The organism is Streptomyces sp. SUK 48, assembly GCF_009650765.1.
GTDB lineage: Bacteria > Actinomycetota > Actinomycetes > Streptomycetales > Streptomycetaceae > Streptomyces.
In genome coordinates this window covers 6,733,228-6,753,338 of record NZ_CP045740.1, presented here as the reverse complement: position 1 = coordinate 6,753,338, position 20,111 = coordinate 6,733,228, and the positions used below count along the sequence as shown (strand labels likewise).

Sequence of the window (20,111 nt, the reverse complement as noted above, 5' to 3'; positions counted from 1 at the left end):
GCCGTGTCGCGCAGGGGCGTCCCGCCTTCGGGTGGGGCGCCCCTGACGCGTTCCGGACGTGTCCGGTCGGGCGTGTCCGGTCGGGCGTGTCCGGTCAGTGGCGGTGGTCCGGTGCGGTGCCGTCCTCCCCCAGATCCGGTGGTGCGCAGTAGTCGACGCCGGGTTCCGGGGCGATGAGGTCGCCGGTCTCGGCGTCGGTGCAGTAGGCGTCGAACACCTCGGCGGCGGTGAGCGGTTCGAGGGCGCCGGCGCGCAGCCGCCAGCCGTGGACGCGGTCCGCCGTGCCCGGGGCGCTGGTGCGCAGGACGAGTCCGCCGGGACTGCGGGTGGCGAGGCCCAGGGCGAGGACGCTGGTGAACTCCAGGGCCTCGGCCTCGTCCAGACGGGTGGCGCCGTGCGCGTCCTCGTCGCCGTGCAGGACGGAGACGAGGGTCTCCGGTGCTCCCGTGACGGTGCACACGAGGTGCCGGTCGCCGGGCGGCGCGGTGTCGAGGATGCGGACCACCAGGTCGGAGGCGCGGGTGAAGGCGGCCCGGCCGATGTCCTCGCCGCAGGTGGGGCAGGGGCCGAGGCGGGTCAGCAGGGTGCTGGCGTACTCCCAGGTGGCCCGGCGGACGGCCGCGTCGACGAGGGTGGGGACGAGTGCGGTGAGCGGGCCGCCGTCGTAGGGGACGGTGGGTCCGGTGGCGGCGAGTGCGGCGGTGAAGCGGGTGCGGGTGGCGGGCAGGTCGGGGTCCAGGCCGGTCTCGGCGCAGTAGGCGGCATAGTCCTCGGGGTCGAACAGGGCGAGGGTGGTGTGGCCGCCGTGCGCGGCGCGGTTCCTCAGGACGTCCTCGACCTGCCGGAGGTAGGTCGGGTGGTCGTCGAAGGTGAAGCTGCGGTAGCGCCGCATGGCGCGGAAGTCGTGTTCGTCGGCGAGCAGGCCGATGGTGCCGGCGATCTCGCGGCGCAGGACGCTGCGCATGGTCCGGTGGTCGGTGTGCGCCATGTTTCCCCCATGTGTGCGCGGTCGATCAGTGCTCACTCACCGTAACCGTCACCACTGACAATGCCGGGCGGGAGCGCTCTGACCTGCGGTTCTCCTGGGGATGCCGACGGCCCCGGACCCCACCGTCGCGGCGGGGTCCGGGGCCGTGGGCACCCGGGTCGGGGGGTCAGCCGCGCTTGCGGGCCAGCTCCTCGTAGAAGGAGAGCAGCGTGAGGTCGTCGATGGAGCCGGGGTTGACCGCCTTCTCCAGCGGGGTGCCCTGGAGGAGGCGCTTGACCGGGACCTCGATGCGCTTGCCGGTGAGGGTGTGCGGGACGCCGGGCACCTCGATGATCTCGTCGGGGATGTGGCGCGGCGAGAGCTGTTCGCGGATGGCCCGCTTGACCTTGTCGAGGAGCGCGTCGTCCAGGCTCGCGCCCGGGGCGAGGTGCACGAACAGGGGCATCCAGTAGCCGCCGTCGGGCTGTTCGATGCCGATGACCAGGGATTCCTTGATCTCGGGCAGGCGCTCGACCACCTCGTAGATGTCGGCGGAGCCCATGCGGACGCCCTGCCGGTTGAGGGTGGAGTCGGAGCGGCCGTGGATGATCACGGTGCCGCGCCCGGTGCGGGTGATCCAGTCGCCGTGGCGCCAGACGCCGGGGTAGGTGTCGAAGTAGCTGTCGTGGTACCGGCTGCCGTCGGGGTCGTTCCAGAAGCGGATCGGCATGGAGGGCATGGGCTTGGTGACGACGAGTTCGCCCACCTCGTCCACGAGGGGCTCGCCCGCGGGGTCCCATGCCTGGAGGTCGGTGCCGAGGGCGGGTGCCTGGAGTTCGCCGGTGTACACGGGCAGGGTGGGCACGCCGCCCGCGAAGCAGGAGCAGACGTCGGTGCCGCCGCTGACGGAGGCGATCCACAGGTCCTCGCCGACCTCGTCGTGCAGCCAGCGGAAGCCGTCGGGCGGCAGCGGGGAGCCGGTGGTGGCGACGCACTTGACGCGGGAGACGTCGTGGTCGCGGGACGGGTGGACGCCGGCCTTGCGGCAGGCCATGACGTAGGCGGCGGAGGTGCCGTAGAGGGTGGCTCCGGTGCGTTCGGCGACCTTCCACTGGGCGCCGGTGTCGGGGTACCCGGGGCTGCCGTCGTACAGGACGATCGTCGTACCCGTGAGCAGGCCGGAGACGAGGAAGTTCCACATCATCCAGCCGGTCGAGGTGTACCAGAAGAAGCGGTCCTCGGGGCCGAGGTCGCAGTGCAGGCCCAGCTGCTTGAGGTGTTCGACCAGGATGCCGCCCTGGGACTGGACGATGGCCTTGGGCAGGCCGGTCGTACCGGAGGAGTAGAGCACCCACAGCGGGTGGTCGAAGGGGACCTGTTCGAAGACGGGCTCGGTGTCGCCGGAGGTCACGGCGGACCATTCGAGGGCGCCCTCGGGTGCCTCGGTGCCGAGGAGCGGGATGTGCACGACGGCCCGCAGGGTGGGCAGTTCGCGGCGCAGCTCGGCGACGGTCTCGCGGCGGTCGTGCTCCTTGCCGCCGTAGCGGTAGCCGTCGACGGTGAACAGGACGACGGGTTCGACCTGCTGGAAGCGGTCGAGGACGCTGCGGGCGCCGAAGTCGGGGGCGCAGGAGGTCCATACGGCGCCGACGGCGGCGGTGGCGAGGAGGGCGACGACGGCCTGCGGGATGTTGGGCAGGTAGCCGCTGACGCGGTCGCCGGGGCGTACGCCGAGGGCGCGCAGTTCGGCGGCGAGCGAGCCGACCTGGCCGCGCAGTTCGGCCCAGCTGACGGGGCGCGGCTCGTGGGTCTCGTCCACGTGCAGCAGGGCGGGCTGGTCGGGGCGGTCCGCGGCCGCGCGCAGGGCGTGCTCGGCGTAGTTGAGGGTGGCGCCGGGGAACCACTGGGCGCCGGGCATCGCGCGGTCGCCGAGTACCTGGGTGTACGGGGTGGAGAAGCGGACGTCGAACCACTCGGTGACGGCCTTCCAGAAGGCGTCCAGGTGGTCGACGGACCAGCGGTGGAGTGCGGCGTAGCCGCCGTCGGCCGGGGCCCCGTGGTGGGCGGCGGCCCACGCCTGGAACGCGGTGACGCGTGCCTGGGCGATCCGCGCGGGATCGGGCTGCCAGAGCGGCTGGGGGTTCGCGGTCGACATGGGGCGGCTCCCGGGCTGTACGCGTCGTGTGCGTCGGTCCGCGCACGGCTGGATGTGCGCGTGACGCGGCTGACAGGGACGATGCCATGTGATCGACTTCCGCACCAGGGTGAGCTTCCTATCATCCGTCTGGTGAAACTCGTCCGGCTGGTGAAACGGCGGGTCCGGCAGAGGTGAACGGAAATTGAACGGCACACGCGCGCGGGGCGCCCGGTGGCAGGGTGAGCAGCATGGACGGTCGTGACCTGGTGCGTTCGATGCGTGTGTTCGGTTCGGGACGGGCTGCTCGGGGGGTGCGGGCGGCGTGGCGCAGACGGCGGATCGACGCCGCCGGGCTGCCCCGGCGCGGGGCGGAGCGGGCGCGGGTGCCCGGGCAGGTGGAGGGTGCGGAGCCGGGGCCCGGCGGCGGGGTGATCCGGTTCGGCCGGTCGGAGCTGCGGGTCATGGTCGCGGTGAACGGCGCGGTGTTCTGGGGCTGGGACGGGGCGGCGCCGCAGCCGTCGTACGCGCTGGCGGGGAGCGGCCCCGAGCCGGACCCGCGGGCGGTCCTGGAGCCGGACAAGGACGGCGGCTGGCGGGTGGTGGCCGAGCGGGTGACGGTCGTGGTCTCGCGGCACGGTGCGGTGCAGGTGTGCACGCCGGGTGGTGTGGTGCTGCGCCGGGAGCTGCCGCCGCGCTGGTGGGAGCCGGTCGACGGGGGTGTCGCGCGGTGGATGCAGCGTGCGGAGGTGGCGGCGGACGCCCGGTTCTTCGGGCTCGGCGGGCGCGCGTCCGGGCCGCGGCTGCGCGACGGGTCGTACCGGCTGTGGAACACCGACCCCGGCACGTCGTTCGCCCCGGGTGACGATCCGCTGTATCTGACCATGCCGGTGCAGCTGGTGGTGGCGGACGCGGGGACGCACCTGATGTTCTACGACACCACGTGGGACGGCACGGTGGTGCTGCGCGAGGGCACGGAGGGCGCGGGGTCCGGGCACGACCGGGCGGGGCGCTGCGAGCTGCGGATGGACGGCGGGCCGCTGCGCTGCTGGGTGATGGTGGGGCCGCCGGCGCGGGTGCTGCTCACCTGGGCCTCGCTGACGGGGGCGCCCGCGCTGCCGCCGGCCTGGGCGTTCGGTCATCAGCACGCGCGGCGGGGGCCCGGCGGCGAGCAGGAGGTGCGCCGGATCGTCGCGGGCCATCAGGAGCACGGGCTGCCGCTGGACGCCGTGCATCTGGACGCCGGCCACTACGACGACCACCGGGTGTTCACCGTGGACCGGGAGCGGTTCCCGAAGCTGCCGGTGCTGGCGGAGGAGCTGCGCCGGGACGGGATCCGGCTGGTTTCGGTCGTCGATCCGGCGGTGCGGGTGGCGCCGGGTGACGCGGTGTACGACGGCGGTACGGCGGTGGACGCGTTCGTGCGGGACGCCGCCGGGCGGCCGGTGCGGGGGGTGGGGTGGGCCGGTGAGTCCGTGTACCCGGACTTCACGCGTCCGCGGGTGCGCGCGTGGTGGGGCGGGCTGTACGAGGAGCGGCTGGAGCAGGGGTTCGCCGGGTTCTGGCACGACATGAACGAGCCCGTGTCCTTCAACGCGTTCGGCGAACCGACGCTGCCGCGCTCGGCCCGGCACGCGCTGGAGGGGCGCGGCGGGGACCATCGCGAGGCGCACAACGTGTACGGGCTGTGCATGGCGCGCGCGGGGTACGAGGGACTGCGCGAACTGGCGCCCCGGGAGCGGCCGTTCCTGTTCACGCGGTCGGGCTGGGCGGGGATGCAGCGGTACGGCGGCACGTGGTCGGGCGAGGTGGCGACGGGCTGGCCGGGGCTGCGGGCCTCCCTGTCGCTGGTGCTGGGGCTCGGGTTGTGCGGGGTGCCGTACTCGGGCCCGGACGTCGGCGGCTTCGGCGGCGGCCCGTCGCCGGAGCTGTACCTGCGGTGGATCCAGCTGGGGGCGTATCTGCCGCTGTTCCGCACCCATGCGGGCCCCCGGGCCGGGCGGCGTGAGGCGTGGGAGTTCGGGGCGGAGGTGCTGGAGCACGCGCGGGCGGCGCTGCTCGAACGCCGGCGGCTGCTGCCGTACTTCGTGACGCTCTCCCATCTGGCCCGGCGCACCGGCGCGCCCTATGTCCGGCCGGTGTGGTGGGACGCGCCGGAGGACCGGGACCTGCGCGACTGCGAGGACACGTTTCTGCTGGGTGACGGCCTGCTGGTGGCTCCGGTGCTCGACCCGGGGGCGGACCGGCGCGTGGTGCGGCTGCCGCGGGGGCGCTGGTACGACACGGCGACGGAACGGGCGTACGAGGGTCCCGGCCAGGTCGTGGTGGACGCGCCGCTGTCGCGGATACCGGTGTTCGCCCGGGCGGGCGCGGTGCTGCCGGTCCGGGGCGACGACGGCCTCGCACTGGAGACCTGGGCCCCGGCCCCGGGCCGCACCGGCGGCGGCCTGGTGATACCGGACGCGGGCGACGGCTGGGACGTACCGGAGATGGAGCGCTACGTGGCCCGCCACCAGGCCGGCAAGGTGGTGGTCACACGAGAGGACGGGAACGGGGTGACCGAGCCGGCGTGGCCGGTGCGGGTGCGGGGGCTGGGATAGGAGCGCGGGGGTTGTGAGGGGGCGGGAGGCGCGGGGCCGGTAGGTCGGCTGTGGATGGGTCCCGGATCGGTGGCGGCGGACATCCGAAGGGCCGGGTGGCCCGGATGTCCGCGAGCCGCCCGGGCGCGGCACGTGCGGGTGACACCCGCGTGAGCCGGACGGGCGCGGGGCCCGGACATTCCGGGCACCGATGTGGCACGCGAATCAGCCGAAGTGCGGGGTACCGGGCGGGGTCCGGATCGGGGGGACCCGTGGAAGCGGGGCCTCCCGCTGAGCCGGGCTCGTGGGGGTGCCCGGCTCGGGCGGTGGGTCAGTAGCGGCCCTCGAACCAGGCTCGGGTGGCGGCGCTGTGGAGGGGGAAGGCGAGTTCCTCGGGGCGGCGCAGGAGGTGCCAGCCCTCGGTCTCGGAGGTGGCGGCGGACGCGGGGAGGGTGTCGGCCGGGCGCTCCGGGAGGAGGCCGAAGAGGAGCAGGTGGCCGTCGGGGGAGCTCATCGCGTCGACGAGGCGGACGTCGCGGGCGGCGGCGTCGATACCGGTCTCCTCCTTCAGCTCGCGGACGACGGCCTGCTTCCAGTCCTCGCGGTCGTCCACGTAACCGCCGGGCAGAGCCCTGCCGCCGCGGGCGGGGGCGATGGTCCGGGTGATGACGACCAGGGCGGTGCCCTCGGTGTCGTACACGGGCTGGAGCGCGATCGCCACGGGGAGCGGATTGCGGTAGGCGACCGTGCCGCAGGCCGGGCAGGTGCGCGGCCAGCCGGTGACGCCCGCTCCATAGGGCACCCCGCAGGCGGAACAGTGCGATCCCGGCGCGGAGTTGGCAAGGGGTTGCTGATTCTCGGACACGCGCGGACTGTATCCGATCACGGGAAGCGCGTCTTCCGTCAGCGGCGTTGTCCGGTACGGACACGGTCTGCCCATTTCCCGTCGCGCGTGCGACACTTCTGACGCACCGTCAGGTCCACTCGAACCGCACGATCCGCTCGATCCGTTGTGACGGGAGGGGCTTTGCCGTACACCGGGACACCCGTGATCACCGGCTGGTTCACCGGCGAGGGGGACGGCTTCCGCCTCCTCGGCACCCGCTGCTCGTCCTGCGCCTCGGTCTTCTTCCCGCGCGAGGACCTCCACTGCCGCAATCCGCACTGCGCCGGCGGCACCCTGGAGGAGACCCCGCTGTCCCGGACGGGGCGCGTCTGGTCGTACACCGACACCCGGTACCGGCCCCCGGCCCCCTTCGTCAGCGACGCCGGACTCCCCTGGGAGCCGTACGCGCTGATCGCGGTGGAGCTGGCCGCCGAGCGGATCGTGGTGCTGGGGCAGGCGGCGCCCGGCGTCACCGTCGCCGATCTGGCGGTGGGGATGGAGGTGGAGGTCGTCGAAGGCGTACTCCACGGCGACGGCGGGACGGAGCCGACGGCCACCTGGAACTGGCGGCCGGCGGGGGCGGCGTCGTGACGGGGGACGTCGCCGTGCTCGGCGCGGGCATGCACCCCTGGGGCAAGTGGGGGCGCGGCTTCGTGGAGTACGGCGCGGCGGCGGCCCGCGCGGCGCTCGCGGACGCCGGTGTCGACTGGCGGGACGTGGGCGCCGTCGTCGGCGCGGACACCGTGCGCGGCGGCTACCCGGGGTACGTGGCGGCGGCGACGTACGCCAGGGCGCTGGGCTGGCAGGGCGCCCGGGTCACCAGTGTGTACGCGGCCTGCGCGTCGGGGGCGCAGGCGATCGCGGCGGCGCGGGCGCAGATCCTCGCCCGCCTCGCCGACGTGGTCCTCGTGGTGGGCGCGGACGCGGCACCCAAGGGCTTCTTCCGGCCCGCGGGCGGGGACCGGCCCGACGATCCCGACTGGCTCCGCTTCCGGCTGCTGGGCGCCACCAACCCGGCGTACTTCGGGCTGTACGCGCGCCGCCGGATGGCGGTGCACGGGGACACACCGGAGGACTTCGCGCTGGTCAAGGTGAAGAACGCGGCCATGGGGGCGCTGAATCCGTACGCCCGCTACCGCAGGCGGGTCACCGCCGAGGAGGTCGCCGCCTCCGCGGTGGTCGCCGATCCGCTGCGGCTGCTGGACATCTGCGCCACCTCCGACGGCGGCGCCGCCCTGGTGCTGTCCTCCATGGAGTTCGCGCGCCGGCACGGCGCCGCCCGGCCGGTGCGGATCCGCGCGGTCTCCACGGTGACGCCCCGGTTCCCGAACCCGGTGCTCGACCTGCCGGACATCGCCACCGACCCGGCGGTCGCGGTGGAGCCCCCGCGGGAGACCTTCCGCGCCTCCCTCGCCCGCGCCGCCTACGAGGAGGCCGGCCTCGGCCCGGGGGATCTGGACCTGGCGGAGGTGTACGACCTGTCCACCGCGCTGGAGTTGCAGTGGTACGAGGACCTGGGGCTGTGCGGCGCGGGCGAGGGGGCGAAGCTGCTGCGGGCGGGCGCGACGGCACCGGGCGGCCGGACACCCGTCAACGCCAGCGGCGGCCTCGCCTCCTTCGGCGAGGCCGTCCCGGCCCAGGCCATCGCGCAGGTCTGCGAGCTGACCTGGCAGCTGCGGGGCGCGGCGGGCGAGCGGCAGATCGAGGGCGCGCGGGTGGGCATCACCGCCAACCAGGGGCTCTTCGGGCACGGTTCGTCCGTGGTGGCGGTGCGGTGAGGGCGGCCGAGGGGCGATCAAAACGATTGTCACGCTGTGCGATCGGCCTGGAATCCTGTGTGAACGTCTCATGAACTGGCCCTGGGCGTCCGCGCGCGGCGCCATCATGCTCCCGTGCACTCCTGGACGGACTCTCTCCGCTTCGCCTTCCAGCCGCTGGTGAACCTGAGGACGGGCGCGGTCGCCGCGCTGGAGGCGTTCGCCCGCCCGGAGACCGGCGACATCCTGGCCGAGGCCCGCCGTGACCCCGAACTGGACGGCGTGCTGGCCGTGTCGGCGCTGCGCGCGGCCATGCGCCGGGAGCGGCTGCTGCCGCTGCACGTGAACGTGTTCGCGGCCACGCTCGCCGACCTGGGCGGCCTCACCCCGCTGTACGACGCGGTGCGGGCGGGGGGCCGGGGGCCCTGGGAGGTGACGCTGGACGTCGTACCGCCGTACACGCACGTGCCGCACCGGGCGCTGCTGGAGGCGGTGGCCGCGCTGCGGGAGCAGGGGTTCCGGATCAGCGCGGACGGGGTCGGGGACGGCGATGTGCCGCTGCGGCTGCTCACCGACCTCTCCCCCGGCCTGGTCAAGCTGGACGCCTCGCTGCTGGCCCGGCCCGCCGCCGTGCGGGCGATGCGCACGCTGTGCGAGGAGCTGGACGCCCTGGTCGCCGTGGAGGGGGTGGAGACCGAGGGGCAGTACGCGGCGGCGGTGTCGGCGGGGGCGCAGCTGGCGCAGGGCGAGCTGTTCGCGCCGCCCGCCCGGATACCCGCGACCGCCGTCTATGTTCCGTCCGCCGCCCCCGCCGTGCCCGCCGCGCCCAAGGCAGGTCCGTCGGTGCGGGAGTTCGTGCGCCCGGCCGCCGTGCTGCCGGTGACGGCGTCGGCAGGGCAGGTGCGGGCCCTGCTGACCGGCTCGCCGGACGTCTCCGGGGTGCTGCTGGTGGACCAGGCGGGCAGACCCGTGCGGTCGGTGCACCGCTCGCGCTTCCTGCTGTCGATGTCCGGCCGTTACGGCCACGCCCTGTACGCCGACCGTCCCGCCGCGCGGCTCGGGGACACCCCGCGCACGGTCGGGGCGGACGCCACCGCCTGGGAGGTGCTGGACGTGGTGGCGGTCGGCGGCCCGGACCGGACCAGCGACGATGTGGCGGTGCTGGACGGGCACGGGCGGTGTGTGGGCGTCGTACGGCTCGCGGACCTGGTGCGGGCGCTGGCCGAGAGCCGGGTGGAGGAGGCGGCCGGGCTCAATCCGCTGACCCGGCTGCCGGGTTCGGACGCGATCACCGGCGAGGTGGACCGGCGGATCGCGGACGGGCGGCCGTTCGCGCTGAGCTGGCTGGACATCGACCACTTCAAGAAGGTGAACGACGGCGCCGGTTTCGCCGCGGGCGACGAGCTGATCCGCTCGGTGGGGCGGGCGCTGGCGCGGGCGGGCGCCGGGCGGGCGCGGGTGGGGCACATCGGCGGGGACGACTTCCTGGTGCTGGCCGACGAGGAGACGCTCGCCCCGCTGGCCGCGGCGGTGCTGGACGCGCCCTGGTCGGCGGGCGGGCGGCCCGTCACGCTGTCGCTGGCCACCGTGGTGTGCGGGCCGGGCAGTGTGCGCGACCACCGCCAGGCCGCCGCCCAGCTGGCCCCGCTGAAGCGGGTGGCCAAGGCGCTGGGCGGGGCGAGCTGGGTGCTCGGCCGCGCGGGGCTGGCCGGCCACGAGGTACGACGGGGCGGCGGGACGGCGGCTCCGGTGCGCGCCGTCGCGCCCCAGGGGTGAACGTCCGCCCCGCGCGGGCGACTTGGGTCTCCTGCGCAGGCGACCGGGTCCCGTGTGCGGGGACTTGAGCCGGCCCGTGCCTCAGTTGCCGACCGGCTGGCGGTGCTCCGCCGTGTAGCGCATCGCGTGCTGGATGAGGTCGATGAGCACGTCCTTGGCCGACTCCCGGTCGCGGGCGTCGCAGAGCACCACGGGCACCCCGGCGTCCAGGTCGAGCGCCCGGCGGACCGAGTCGGAGGGGTAGCGGTCGGCGCCGTCGAAGCAGTTGACGGCGACCAGGAAGGGGATGGAGCGCCGCTCGAAGTAGTCGACGGCGGCGAAGCAGTCCTCCAGGCGGCGGGTGTCGGCGAGCACGACGGCGCCGAGCGCGCCCTCGGACAGCTCGTCCCACATGAACCAGAACCGCTCCTGCCCGGGCGTGCCGAACAGGTACAGCACCAGGTCCTCGCGCAGGGTGATCCGGCCGAAGTCCATGGCCACGGTGGTGGTGTTCTTGGCCTCCACCCCGCTGGTGTCGTCGACCGGGCGCCCGGCCTCGGTGAGCCGCTCCTCGGTGCGCAGCGGCCGGATCTCGCTGATCGCGCCGACCAGGGTGGTCTTGCCCACGCCGAAGCCGCCCGCCACCAGGATCTTGAGCGTGACGGGCTCGACCGGGACATTGCCGTGCTCAGGACGCCCGAGGACCATCGTTCACTTCTCCTGCTTGCTGGGATTCGGGCGACGGCCGGCCGTAGCCGCCGCCACCGGGGGTTTCTACGACGAGCACGTCGCCGGGTCCGACCTCGGCGGAACCGCTGCCGCCGAGATCGGTGACGCCGCCGTCGGCCCGTTCGACACGATTGGCACCGAGCGCTCCGGGGGCGCCGCCCGCCATGCCGTACGGGGGCACGCGGCGGTGCTGGGAGAGGGTGGAGACGGTCATGGGCTCCAGGAACCGGATGCGGCGCACCGCGCCGTCGCCGCCGCGCCAGGTGCCGGCGCCGCCGCTCCCGTGCCGTACGGCGAACTCCTCCAGGCGGACGGGCAGCCGCCACTCCAGGATCTCGGGGTCGGTGAGCCGGGAGTTGGTCATATGGGTCTGTACGACGTCGGCGCCGGGGAAGCCGTCGCCCGCGCCGGAACCGGAGGCGACGGTCTCGTAGTACTGGTGGCGTTCGTTGCCGAAGGTGACGTTGTTCATCGTGCCGGAGCCCTCGGCCTGCACGCCGAGCGCGGCGTACAGGGCGCCGGTGATGGCCTGGGAGGTCTCCACGTTGCCCGCGACGACGGCGGCCGGGGGCTCGGGGGCGAGCAGGGAGCCGGGCGGTACGACGATGTCCAGGGGGCGCAGGCAGCCGTCGTTGAGCGGGATGTCGTCGGCGACCAGGGTGCGGAAGACGTACAGGACGGCCGCGTCGACCACGGCGGAGGGGGCGTTGAAGTTGGTGGGGAGCTGCGCGGAGGTGCCGGTGAAGTCGATGGTGGCGCGGCGTCCGGCCCGGTCGACCCGGACCCGGACCCGGATGACGGCGCCCGCGTCGGTCTCGTAGGCGTACTCGCCGTCGTCCAGGGCGTCGATGACGCGGCGCACCGCTTCCTCGGCGTTGTCCTGGACGTGCCGCATGTACGCCTGGACGACGTCGAGGCCGAACTCGCCGATCATGCGGCGGACTTCGTCGACGCCCTTCCGGTTGGCGGCGATCTGGGCGCGCAGGTCGGCGAGGTTGGTGCGGGGGTTGCGGGAGGGGTGGCGGCCCTCGGTGAGCAGCCGCCGGGTCTCCTCCTCGCGGAAGCGGCCGCCCTCGGTGAGCGGCCAGTTGTCGAAGAGGACGCCCTCCTCCTCCAGGGTGCGGCTGTGGGCGGGCATGGAGCCGGGGGCGATGCCGCCGATCTCGGCGTGGTGGCCGCGGGAGGCGACGTGGAAGAGAATCCGGGGCCGGCGCTCCGGGTCCGCGGGGGCGTCGGTGCCCGGGGTGCCGGTGCCGGGAGTGCCGGTGCCGGGGAGGTCGGTGCCGGGGATGTCGGTGTCGAACACCGGGGTAATCACGGTGACGTCGGGCAGATGGGTGCCGCCGTGGTACGGGTCGTTGACGGCGTAGGTGTCGCCCGGCCGCATCGAGTCGCCCCGGCGGCGGATGACCTCCTTGACGCTGGTGCCCATGGAGCCCAGGTGGACGGGGATGTGGGGGGCGTTGGCCACCAGGTTGCCGTCCGGGTCGAACAGGGCGCAGGAGAAGTCGAGGCGCTCCTTGATGTTGACGGACTGGGCCGTGGACTCCAGCCGGGCGCCCATCTGCTCGGCGATCGACATGAAGAGGTTGTTGAAGACCTCCAGGAGGACCGGGTCGGCCTCCGTGCTGACGGGGGAGCTCCGGGTGACCGCGGTGCGTTCCATGAGCAGATGCCCGTCGTCGGTGGCCGCGGCCCGCCAGCCGTCGTCCACGACGGTCGTCGCACCGGCCTCGGTGACGACCGCCGGTCCGGTGACGGTCTCGCCGGGGGGCAGGGCCTCGCGGCGGTGCAGGGGTACGTCCCGCCAGGAGCCGCCGGTGTGCAGGCGGACGGTCCCGGGTGCGGCGGTCCGTCCCTCGTACGGGGCGAGGGCGGTCAGATCGGGCGGTGCGGTGATGCCGGTGGCCTCGGCGGAGAGAGCCTCCACCACGATCGGGCGGTCGAGGGTGAAGGAGTAGGTGGCGCGGTGGCACTCCTCGAACGCGTCGCGCATGGTGTCGGGTCCGGCCAGTTCGACGGTGAGGGCGGTGTCGGTGCCGTCGTAGCGGAGCTGGGCCCGGTGGGTGACCCGGACGCGGTCCTCGGGGACGTCCTCGGCCGCGAGTTCGGCGCGGGCGGCGGCCTCCAGAGCGGCGGCGGCCTCGCGGATGCCGGGCATGGACGCCTGCTCCAGGGTCGCCTCGACGGACTGTCCGCGCATGGCGGTGGTGTCGGCCAGTCCGATGCCGAGCGCGGAGAGCACCCCGGCCATGGGGGGCACGAGCACGGTGCGGATGCCGAGCGACTCGGCGACCCGGCACGCGTGCTGGCCGCCCGCGCCGCCGAAGGTGGTCAGCGCGTAGCGGGTGACGTCGTGGCCCTTCTGGACGGAGATCCGCTTGATCGCGTTGGCGATGTTCGCGACGGCGATGTCCAGATAGCCCTCGGCCACCTGCTCGGGGGTGCGGTCGTCGCCGGTGGCCCGGTGGATCTCGCGGGCGTGGCCGGTGAACCGGTCGCGGACCAGACCGGCGTCCAGCGGCTGGTCGCCGCCGGGCCCGAACACGGCCGGGAAGTGGGCGCCTTGGATACGGCCGAGCATCACATTGGCGTCGGTGACGGTGAGCGGGCCGCCGGCCCGGTAGCAGGCGGGGCCGGGGGTGGCGCCGGCCGAGTCGGGGCCGACCCGGTAGCGGGAGCCGTCGAAGTGGAGCACGGAGCCGCCGCCCGCGGCCACGGTGTGGATGTCGAGCATCGGGGCGCGCAGCCGTACGCCCGCGACCTGGGTGTCGAAGACCCGCTCGTAGGCGCCGGCGAAGTGCGAGACATCGGTGGAGGTGCCGCCCATGTCGAAGCCGATGACCCGGTCGAAGCCCGCGCGCTGGGACATCCGGGCCATGCCGACGATGCCGCCGGCCGGTCCGGACAGGATGGCGTCCTTGCCGCGGAACTGTCCCGCCTCGGTGAGTCCGCCGTTGGACTGCATGAACATCAGCCGCACCCCGCGCAGTTCGCCGGCCACCTGGCGGACATAGCGGTGCAGCACCGGTGAGAGGTAGGCGTCGGCCACGGCGGTGTCGCCGCGCGGGACCAGCTTCATCAGCGGGCTGACCTCGCTGGACAGGGAGATCTGCGGGAAGCCGGTGCGGGCGGCGAGTTCGCCGATGGCGCGTTCGTGGGCGGGGTGCAGGTGGCTGTGCAGACAGACCACGGCGACGGCACGGATCCCGTCGTCGTACGCCTCCTGGAGCGCGGGCGCGAGCGCGTCCAGGTCGGGGGCGCGCAGCACGGTGCCGTCGGTGGCGACGCGTTCGTCGGCCTCGATCACCCGGGCGTAGAGCTGTTCCGGCAGGTCGATGCGGCGGGCGAAGATGCGCGGCCGGTTCTGGTAGGCGATGCGCAAGGCGTCGCGGAAGCCGCGGGTGATGATCAGCAGGGTGGGTTCGCCGGTGCGCTCCAGGAGCGCGTTGGTGGCGACGGTGGTGCCCATCCGGACGGCCTCGACGGGCTCCGGGGAGTCGCCGAGGAGGGCGCGGATGCCGGTGACGGCGGCGTCGGGGGCGACGTGGTGGGCGTGTGGGCCGGGCTCGGGCCGCGGGTGGGCCGGGTGGTCGGAGAGCACCTTGTGCGTGAGCAGGCGGCCGTCCGGGCGCCGGGCGACGATATCGGTGAAGGTGCCGCCTCGGTCGACCCAGAACTGCCAGCCTGTCACGTCAGTACTCCGCTTCCGCGCCGGTCACAGCGCCCGCAGGCCGTTGATCACGTCGCGCAGAATACTCTCGTCCGGCAGCTCGGCCGGGGGCACCGGCCGGGTGACATGGACGAGTTCCGCGTGCACGAGGTCGCCGACGAGGACCCGGACGACGCCGATGGGCAGGTCGAGTTCCGCGGCCAGCTCGGCGACCGACTGCGGGGCGCTGCGGCACAGGCCCACGATGTCCACGTGCTCGGGGGAGAGCGTCGGATCCGTCTCCGGGTCCCCGGCGGCGGGCTCCGTGACGACCACCGCGATCAGATCGAGGCGGTGCTGGGCCGTACTGGTGGTACGGCCGCGCGTCATGGCGTAGGGGCGGACGACCGGTCCGGCGTCGTCGTCGAACCAGTGGCTGCTCACCTGACCGTCTTCGCTCATGTCATTCCACTACCCGCCCGTGGGCAGGCCCGTGCGCGGGGCGGTGCCCAGGTGCACACCCACCCGCTTGACCAGGAGCGTCATCTCGTAGGCGACCTGGCCGACGTCGGAGTCGGCGTCGGACAGGACGGCCAGGCAGCTGCCGTCGCCCGCGGCGCTGACGAACAGGAACGCGTCGTCCAGTTCCACGACGGTCTGGCGGACGCCGCCCGCGTCGAAGTGGCGGCCCACGCCCTTGGCGAGGCTGTGGAAGCCGGACGCCACGGCGGCCAGATGCTCGCCGTCCTCCCTGGTCAGGTCCTTGGACACGCCGGTGGGCAGTCCGTCGCCGGAGAGAATGACGGCCTTGCGGATGCTGGCGACGCGGTCGACGAGCTCGTCCAGGAGCCAGTTCAGCCCCCCGTTGCCCATCGCCGTGTGGTCGGTCGCCTTCGGTGCGGTCATCGACCGTCCCCCTTAGTGGTTCCTTGTGCTGTGCCGGTGCGGGCAGTCTCGCCCGTGGCATTCTCCTCCCGGCCGCGCTGCCAGCCGCGCTGGAGCGAGGCCATCCGGCTGCGGACCTCGTCGGCGTCCCGGTCGTCGGGCGCGTCGCCGCGCCCTGGGCGCCGTTCGGGGTCCTGCCTGAGCTGGGGGGCGAGGCTGGCCTGCCGCACGCGTCGGGGCAGGGCGCTGTCGCCGGGTCCGGCGGCGCCGTCGCCGTCGCGGGGCGCGCGGACGGGGCCGCCGGGGGTGTCCGGGCCGCCGGGGACGCCCGTCGCGGGGCGGGAGCGCCGGGGCAGCGAGGCGATGCCGGGGCGGCCGCTCTCACCGGGGCCGGTCGCCGCAGCGGGGCCGTCGGCAGGTGCCGTTCCGCCCTGTCCGGTGCGGTCGGCGGGTTCCGCCGGACGCGGGGCGGCCGTCGCCCGGCGCGGCAGGGGGACCGGACCGGCCCGGCGCGGCTCGCGGTCGGCCCGGTACGGCTCGCGGCCGGTGCCGTGCGCGTCCCGGTCGGGGCCGTACGCGTCCCGGTCGGGGCCGTAAGCGTCCTCGGCGGTGCCGTACCCGCCCGTGTCGGAGCCGTACGCCTCCCCGGCCGCCCGCTCGTCCGGGTCCGCCGGGTCGCGGCGGCCGGGCTCGGGGCGGGGGGCGCGCTGGTCGGTGACCGGCCTGCCGTGCGAGCTGACCAGCTTGGGCGGCTGGCGGCGCGGCAGCGGTACGAGTCCGCGCTCGGCGCTCTCCTCCCCCGCCGGGCGTTCCTCCGGGCGGTCGCTCCCCGGGTCCGCCGCCGGGCCGTCCTCCCCGCCCCGGGGCAGGGCGCGGCGGTGGCGGAAGAGCCCGCCGCGCTCGCTGTCCTCGTCCGGCAGGGCACCGGGGAAGTCGTCCAGGGCGTCGAGGCCGACGGGGCCCTCCAGTTCCACCGGGCCGTCCAGGACGGTGGTGGGCAGGCCGGACAGCGGCAGCGGCGCCCGGGAGCCGCCGGCGGCGCGCCCGGAGTTCTCCGCCGTGCGCTCGCGGTCGAGGCGGAAGCCGATGCCGTTGGTGTCCGGGATCTCGTCGCTGAGCAGCGCGTCCGGGATGAACACGATCGCGGTGGTGCCGCCGTAGGGCGAGGGCTGGAGGGAGACGCGGACGTTCTGGCGCTGGGCGAGGCGGCTGACCACGAACAGGCCGAGCCGGTCGGTGTCGGAGAGTTCGAACTCGGGGGTCTCGGCGAGGCGCAGGTTGTTGTCCAGCAGCGCCTCGGGCGTCATGCCGAGTCCCCGGTCGTGTATCTCCAGGGTGAAGCCGTTGGCGACCCGCTCGCCGATGACCTGGACGGCGGTGTGCGGGGGCGAGAACACCGTGGCGTTCTCCAGGAGTTCGGCCACGAGGTGGGTGAGGTCGGCGACGGCCGGGCCGGTCACGGCGACCCGCGGCAGGCGCCGTACCTCGACCCGCTCGTAGTCCTCGACCTCGGCGACGGCGGCGCGGACCACGTCCATCAGCTGCACGGGGCGGCGCCACTGCCGGGAGGGCGCCGCGCCGGAGAGGATCACCAGGCCCTCGGCGTGCCGGCGCATCCGGGTGGTGAGGTGGTCCAGGCGGAAGAGGTCGGCGAGTTCGTCGGTGTCCTCGGTGCGGCGTTCCATGGTGTCGAGGAGGGTGAGCTGCTTGTGCAGCAGCACCTGGCTGCGGCGGGCGAGGTTGACGAAGACCTCGGAGACCCCGGCGCGCAGTTCGGACTGCTTGACGGCGGCCTCGACGGCGGCCCGCTGAAGGGTGTTGAGGGCCTGGCCGACCTCGCCGATCTCGTTCTGGTCGTACTCCAGGCGCGGCACCTCGGTCTCCACGTCGACCTGTTCGCCGGCCGACAGGCGGCGCATCAGGCCGGGCAGCCGGACGCCGGACGCCTCGTGCGCCTCCAGGCGCAGCCGGCGCAGGTCGCGGATGAGGCCGCGGCCGATCCGGACGGAGAGCACCAGGGAGAAGAGCAGGGCGAGCAGTCCGAGCAGGCCCGCCACGGCGCCCTGGGCGATGACCCGCATGGCGACCGGGTGCATACGGTCCTGGAAGCGGTCGCCCGCGTGGTCGTCCAGGGTGCCGAGGTCGGCGAGGGCGCTTTTGGCGGCGGAGTCCCAGCTCTTGGCGGTGATCCCGTCGGGGGTGCCGGCGCCGTGCTCGATGACGGACTGCTCGGCCGAACGCAGCGGGGCGGTACCGGCGTTGTCCCAGAACCGTTCGTAGCGCTCGCGTTCGGACGCGGGCAGCAGCGGCAGGCTGATGTCGTAGAGCAGGGTGCGCTGGGCGACGAGGTCGGAGATCTCGCGGATCTCCTCGCGGGTGAGCCGCCCCACCACGAGGGAGGAGCCGAGCAGGGCGTCCTCCCGGGAGAGCAGTTCACGGGCGCGGGTGAGGTTGACCAGGGCGTGCGACTGCTTGTCCATCTCGACGTCGTCGATGCCGTCGAGCCCGGCGAGCAGCGCGTAGCAGGGGTCGATCAGGCGGTTGTAGAGGTCGAGGGCCTGGGCGCGGCTGATGGTGCCGCTCTCGACGCTGTGGCGCAGCGAGTCCAGTCCGCCGAAGGCGTCCAGGACGGCGGTGAGGTGCTCGCCGCCCTGGGCGCCGAGGGCGTGGCGCAGATGGCGTTTTCGCGCGTTCTCACGGACCTTCGCGATCGCACGGTCGCTGGCGGTGCGGGTGCGCTGGAGCGCCGACAGGGAGTCGAAGGCGCGTGGGTCGGCGAGGTAGACGAGGGTCTGGCGGCGCTCCTGTTCGAGCACGCGGACGGTGTCGTCGGTGGGATAGCCGATGTTCTGCATGACATCGGAGACCCGGAAGAGCTGGGCCACGTCCCGGCCGGTGACCACCGTGGCGAAACCCCAGATGGCGGTCAGGGACAGCAGCGGCACGAGAAGCAGCGCCACGATCTTCCGGCGGATCGACTTCCCGCGAAAGCGCATGGCCTCCCCCAGCTCGACCCCCGCGGGCCGGGGGTGCGCATGTGCGTCAACAAACGGCGCGAGCCTACTACCGCCATACAGGTAACTCGAAGGCATGTCCGGAAGGTGAACTTCCGTCGCGGCGGCGGCAGAGGGTGAGTTGTCCGGGCATTGCGGGAGATTGCCACCGCGATCCGGGGGGTACCCCGGAGCCGGACACCATGGCAGGGCATGGCGGTTGGCTGGAATTTTTCCCAGGGCGGGAATCTTCGCGGGGTCTTGTTCGTCCTTCTCTACGGGAGTTGGGGGCGATTGGGCCGCGGAGGACCCGTCCCGCACACCGGCCGCGTAGATCCGCGCAAGCCGGGCAGCTACTGGGGAGTCGGGGCTTCGGGCATCGGGGCGAGGGTCCTCGGGCGGTGGGGAGTGAGTGAATCGGTGAAGGGCACTGCGGAGCGGTACGGGATACAGCCGGAGCACCGGCCGTTGTGGGTCGAGGAGCCCGCGCGGCGGCATCCGCTGCCCGATCCGGTGCGGGCGGCGGCGGTGCGGGCGCTGATCATCATCTCGGTCACGCTGATAGAGGCGATGGTGGCGTTCCTGTGCACCATGGCCGAGTCCTGGCCGGCGTTCCCCATGGTGATCAGCAGCGTGGTGAGCACCGTGGCGGCCACCTGGGCCGTGGTCGACGTGTGGGTCACCCGCCAGGTGTGGAACCAGCGGCACGGCGTGGTCTCCGAGCCCAGCAGCACGGCCCGCGCGCTGCGCCGTGAGCGGCGGGCGCGCCGGCGTGCGGAGCGGCGGGCGCTGCGGGAGCAGGATCGGATACGGCGGCGGGGCGGCGCGGGGCAGCTGTCGCACCCCTGAGCCGGCCTGTCCCGAACCCGCTCGGCCACCGGCTGGATTCGGCCACTTCGGTACGATGATGTTGCGTACGGCGCGGACATGAGCGCCGTACGGGACAGATGACGGACCGGCCGACAGGTGGTGGGAGACCAGCCATGGCCCACGCGCGAAAGCAGCAGGCGGCCGGGGCGGTGCAGTCGGTGGACCGCGCCGTGAGCGTGCTGGAGATCCTCGCCCGGGACGGCGAGGCGGGCGTGACCGACATCGCCACCGAGCTGGACGTGCACAAGTCCACGGCGTTCCGGCTGCTCGGCGTCCTGGAGCACCGGGGTCTGGTGGCGCAGGCGAAGGACCGCGGCAAGTACTACCTGGGCGCCGGTGTGCTGCGGCTGGCCGGGCCCGCGGCGGTGCGGCTGGACATCTCCCAGGAGGGCGTCCCCGTCTGCCGCGAGATCGCCGACGAGCTGGGCGAGACGGTGAACCTCGCGGTGCTGGACGAGGACGCGGCCGTCAACATCATGCAGGCCCGGGGTCCGGCCTCGGTGGCCGCGCAGAACTGGCTGGGCCGGCGCACCCCGCTGCACGCCACCTCCAGCGGCAAGGTGCTGCTCGCGCACCAGCCGCCCGCCGCGCGCGAGAGCCTGCTCGCCCGGCCCCTGCCCCGGTTCACCGAACACACCGTGACCGACGCCGGGACGCTGCGGGCCGAGCTGGCCGGCGTGGTCGAGCGGGGCTACGGCGTGACGGTCGAGGAGCTGGAGCCGGGCCTCGCCGCGGTGGCCGCCCCGGTGCGGGCGCACGACGGCGAGGTGATCGCGGCGATCAGCGTCTCCGGCCCGGTGTACCGGCTGAGCCCGGACCGGCTCGCGGAGGTGTCCCGGCGCATGGTCGCGGCGGGCACGGAGCTGTCCCGCCGCATGGGGTACGGCTTCTGACGGTTACGCGG

At 74.3% G+C, this 20,111-nt stretch carries 14 protein-coding genes; 6 read left to right on the top strand and 8 right to left on the bottom strand.

The genetic code is table 11. The features are described 5' to 3' along the window. Positions 1–94 precede the first annotated feature (94 nt). Complete coding sequence (locus tag GHR20_RS29955) at positions 95–988, bottom strand: hypothetical protein (protein ID WP_153814920.1); 894 nt, start codon at positions 986–988, stop codon at positions 95–97. A gap of 166 nt (positions 989–1,154) precedes the next feature. Then, on the bottom strand, positions 1,155–3,122 hold the full coding sequence (locus GHR20_RS29950; protein WP_153814919.1) for an acetoacetate--CoA ligase: 1,968 nt from the start codon (positions 3,120–3,122) through the stop codon (positions 1,155–1,157). Positions 3,123–3,352: 230 nt separating this feature from the next. Between GHR20_RS29950 and GHR20_RS29945 the strand changes: the two genes are divergently transcribed. Continuing rightward, positions 3,353–5,701 carry a glycoside hydrolase family 31 protein gene (locus GHR20_RS29945; protein ID WP_194859024.1) on the top strand — a complete coding sequence of 783 codons (2,349 nt, stop codon included), beginning with the start codon at positions 3,353–3,355 and terminating at the stop codon, positions 5,699–5,701. Positions 5,702–6,011: 310 nt separating this feature from the next. Here the strand turns inward: GHR20_RS29945 and GHR20_RS29940 are convergent, their stop codons facing one another. After that, positions 6,012–6,545, bottom strand: coding sequence for an NUDIX domain-containing protein (locus GHR20_RS29940; protein ID WP_148027717.1), 534 nt, complete (start codon positions 6,543–6,545; stop codon positions 6,012–6,014). A 183-nt stretch (positions 6,546–6,728) separates the two neighbouring features. Here GHR20_RS29940 and GHR20_RS29935 point away from each other — a divergent pair, with 183 nt between their 5' ends. From GHR20_RS29935 to GHR20_RS29925, 3 genes are all read left to right on the top strand, one after another. After that, entirely contained in the window at positions 6,729–7,157 is a 429-nt protein-coding gene (locus tag GHR20_RS29935) for a zinc ribbon domain-containing protein (RefSeq protein WP_153816181.1), read from the top strand. Then, a complete protein-coding gene (locus tag GHR20_RS29930; protein ID WP_153814918.1) occupies positions 7,154–8,344 on the top strand; it encodes a lipid-transfer protein in 1,191 nt (396 codons plus the stop codon). The genes GHR20_RS29935 and GHR20_RS29930 overlap by 4 nt, the downstream gene beginning before the upstream one ends. A 114-nt stretch (positions 8,345–8,458) precedes the next feature. Beyond that, entirely contained in the window at positions 8,459–10,099 is a 1,641-nt protein-coding gene (locus GHR20_RS29925) for an EAL domain-containing protein (protein ID WP_153814917.1), read from the top strand. An 81-nt stretch (positions 10,100–10,180) separates the two neighbouring features. Here the strand turns inward: GHR20_RS29925 and GHR20_RS29920 are convergent, their stop codons facing one another. From GHR20_RS29920 to GHR20_RS29900, 5 genes are read right to left on the bottom strand one after another with little or no spacing between them, the layout of a single operon-like run. After that, positions 10,181–10,786: an ATP/GTP-binding protein gene (locus GHR20_RS29920; RefSeq protein ID WP_153814916.1), complete on the bottom strand. Its 606-nt coding sequence runs from the start codon at positions 10,784–10,786 to the stop codon at positions 10,181–10,183. Beyond that, on the bottom strand, positions 10,767–14,501 hold the full coding sequence (locus GHR20_RS29915; protein ID WP_153814915.1) for a hydantoinase B/oxoprolinase family protein: 3,735 nt from the start codon (positions 14,499–14,501) through the stop codon (positions 10,767–10,769). The genes GHR20_RS29920 and GHR20_RS29915 overlap by 20 nt, the downstream gene beginning before the upstream one ends. Before the next feature lie 24 nt (positions 14,502–14,525). Next, on the bottom strand, positions 14,526–14,921 hold the full coding sequence (locus GHR20_RS29910) for a DUF742 domain-containing protein (protein ID WP_037650877.1): 396 nt from the start codon (positions 14,919–14,921) through the stop codon (positions 14,526–14,528). Between the two features lie 9 nt (positions 14,922–14,930). Continuing rightward, positions 14,931–15,365, bottom strand: a complete 435-nt coding sequence (locus GHR20_RS29905) for a roadblock/LC7 domain-containing protein (RefSeq protein WP_148027713.1) — start codon at positions 15,363–15,365, stop codon at positions 14,931–14,933. Next, entirely contained in the window at positions 15,362–18,340 is a 2,979-nt protein-coding gene (locus GHR20_RS29900; RefSeq protein WP_153814914.1) for a nitrate- and nitrite sensing domain-containing protein, read from the bottom strand. The genes GHR20_RS29905 and GHR20_RS29900 overlap by 4 nt, the downstream gene beginning before the upstream one ends. A 405-nt stretch (positions 18,341–18,745) precedes the next feature. Here GHR20_RS29900 and GHR20_RS29895 point away from each other — a divergent pair, with 405 nt between their 5' ends. Together GHR20_RS29895 and GHR20_RS29890 are read left to right on the top strand one after the other, a co-directional pair. Then, a complete protein-coding gene (locus GHR20_RS29895) occupies positions 18,746–19,186 on the top strand; it encodes a hypothetical protein (RefSeq protein WP_243878159.1) in 441 nt (146 codons plus the stop codon). 134 nt (positions 19,187–19,320) lie between these two features. Continuing rightward, on the top strand, positions 19,321–20,100 hold the full coding sequence (locus GHR20_RS29890; protein ID WP_243878158.1) for an IclR family transcriptional regulator: 780 nt from the start codon (positions 19,321–19,323) through the stop codon (positions 20,098–20,100). The last annotated feature ends 11 nt before the right edge of the window (positions 20,101–20,111 follow it).

Excerpts from the sequence above, each read along its gene's own strand:
- GHR20_RS29955 (WP_153814920.1), bottom strand. The coding sequence starts at position 988 with ATGGCGCACACCGACCACCGGACCATGCGCAGCGTCCTGCGCCGCGAG.
- GHR20_RS29950 (WP_153814919.1), bottom strand. The coding sequence starts at position 3,122 with ATGTCGACCGCGAACCCCCAGCCGCTCTGGCAGCCCGATCCCGCGCGG.
- GHR20_RS29920 (WP_153814916.1), bottom strand. The coding sequence starts at position 10,786 with ATGGTCCTCGGGCGTCCTGAGCACGGCAATGTCCCGGTCGAGCCCGTC.
- GHR20_RS29905 (WP_148027713.1), bottom strand. The coding sequence starts at position 15,365 with ATGACCGCACCGAAGGCGACCGACCACACGGCGATGGGCAACGGGGGG.
- GHR20_RS29890 (WP_243878158.1), top strand. The coding sequence starts at position 19,321 with ATGGCCCACGCGCGAAAGCAGCAGGCGGCCGGGGCGGTGCAGTCGGTG.
- GHR20_RS29900 (WP_153814914.1), bottom strand. The coding sequence starts at position 18,340 with ATGCGCTTTCGCGGGAAGTCGATCCGCCGGAAGATCGTGGCGCTGCTT.
- GHR20_RS29910 (WP_037650877.1), bottom strand. The coding sequence starts at position 14,921 with ATGAGCGAAGACGGTCAGGTGAGCAGCCACTGGTTCGACGACGACGCC.
- GHR20_RS29945 (WP_194859024.1), top strand. The coding sequence starts at position 3,353 with ATGGACGGTCGTGACCTGGTGCGTTCGATGCGTGTGTTCGGTTCGGGA.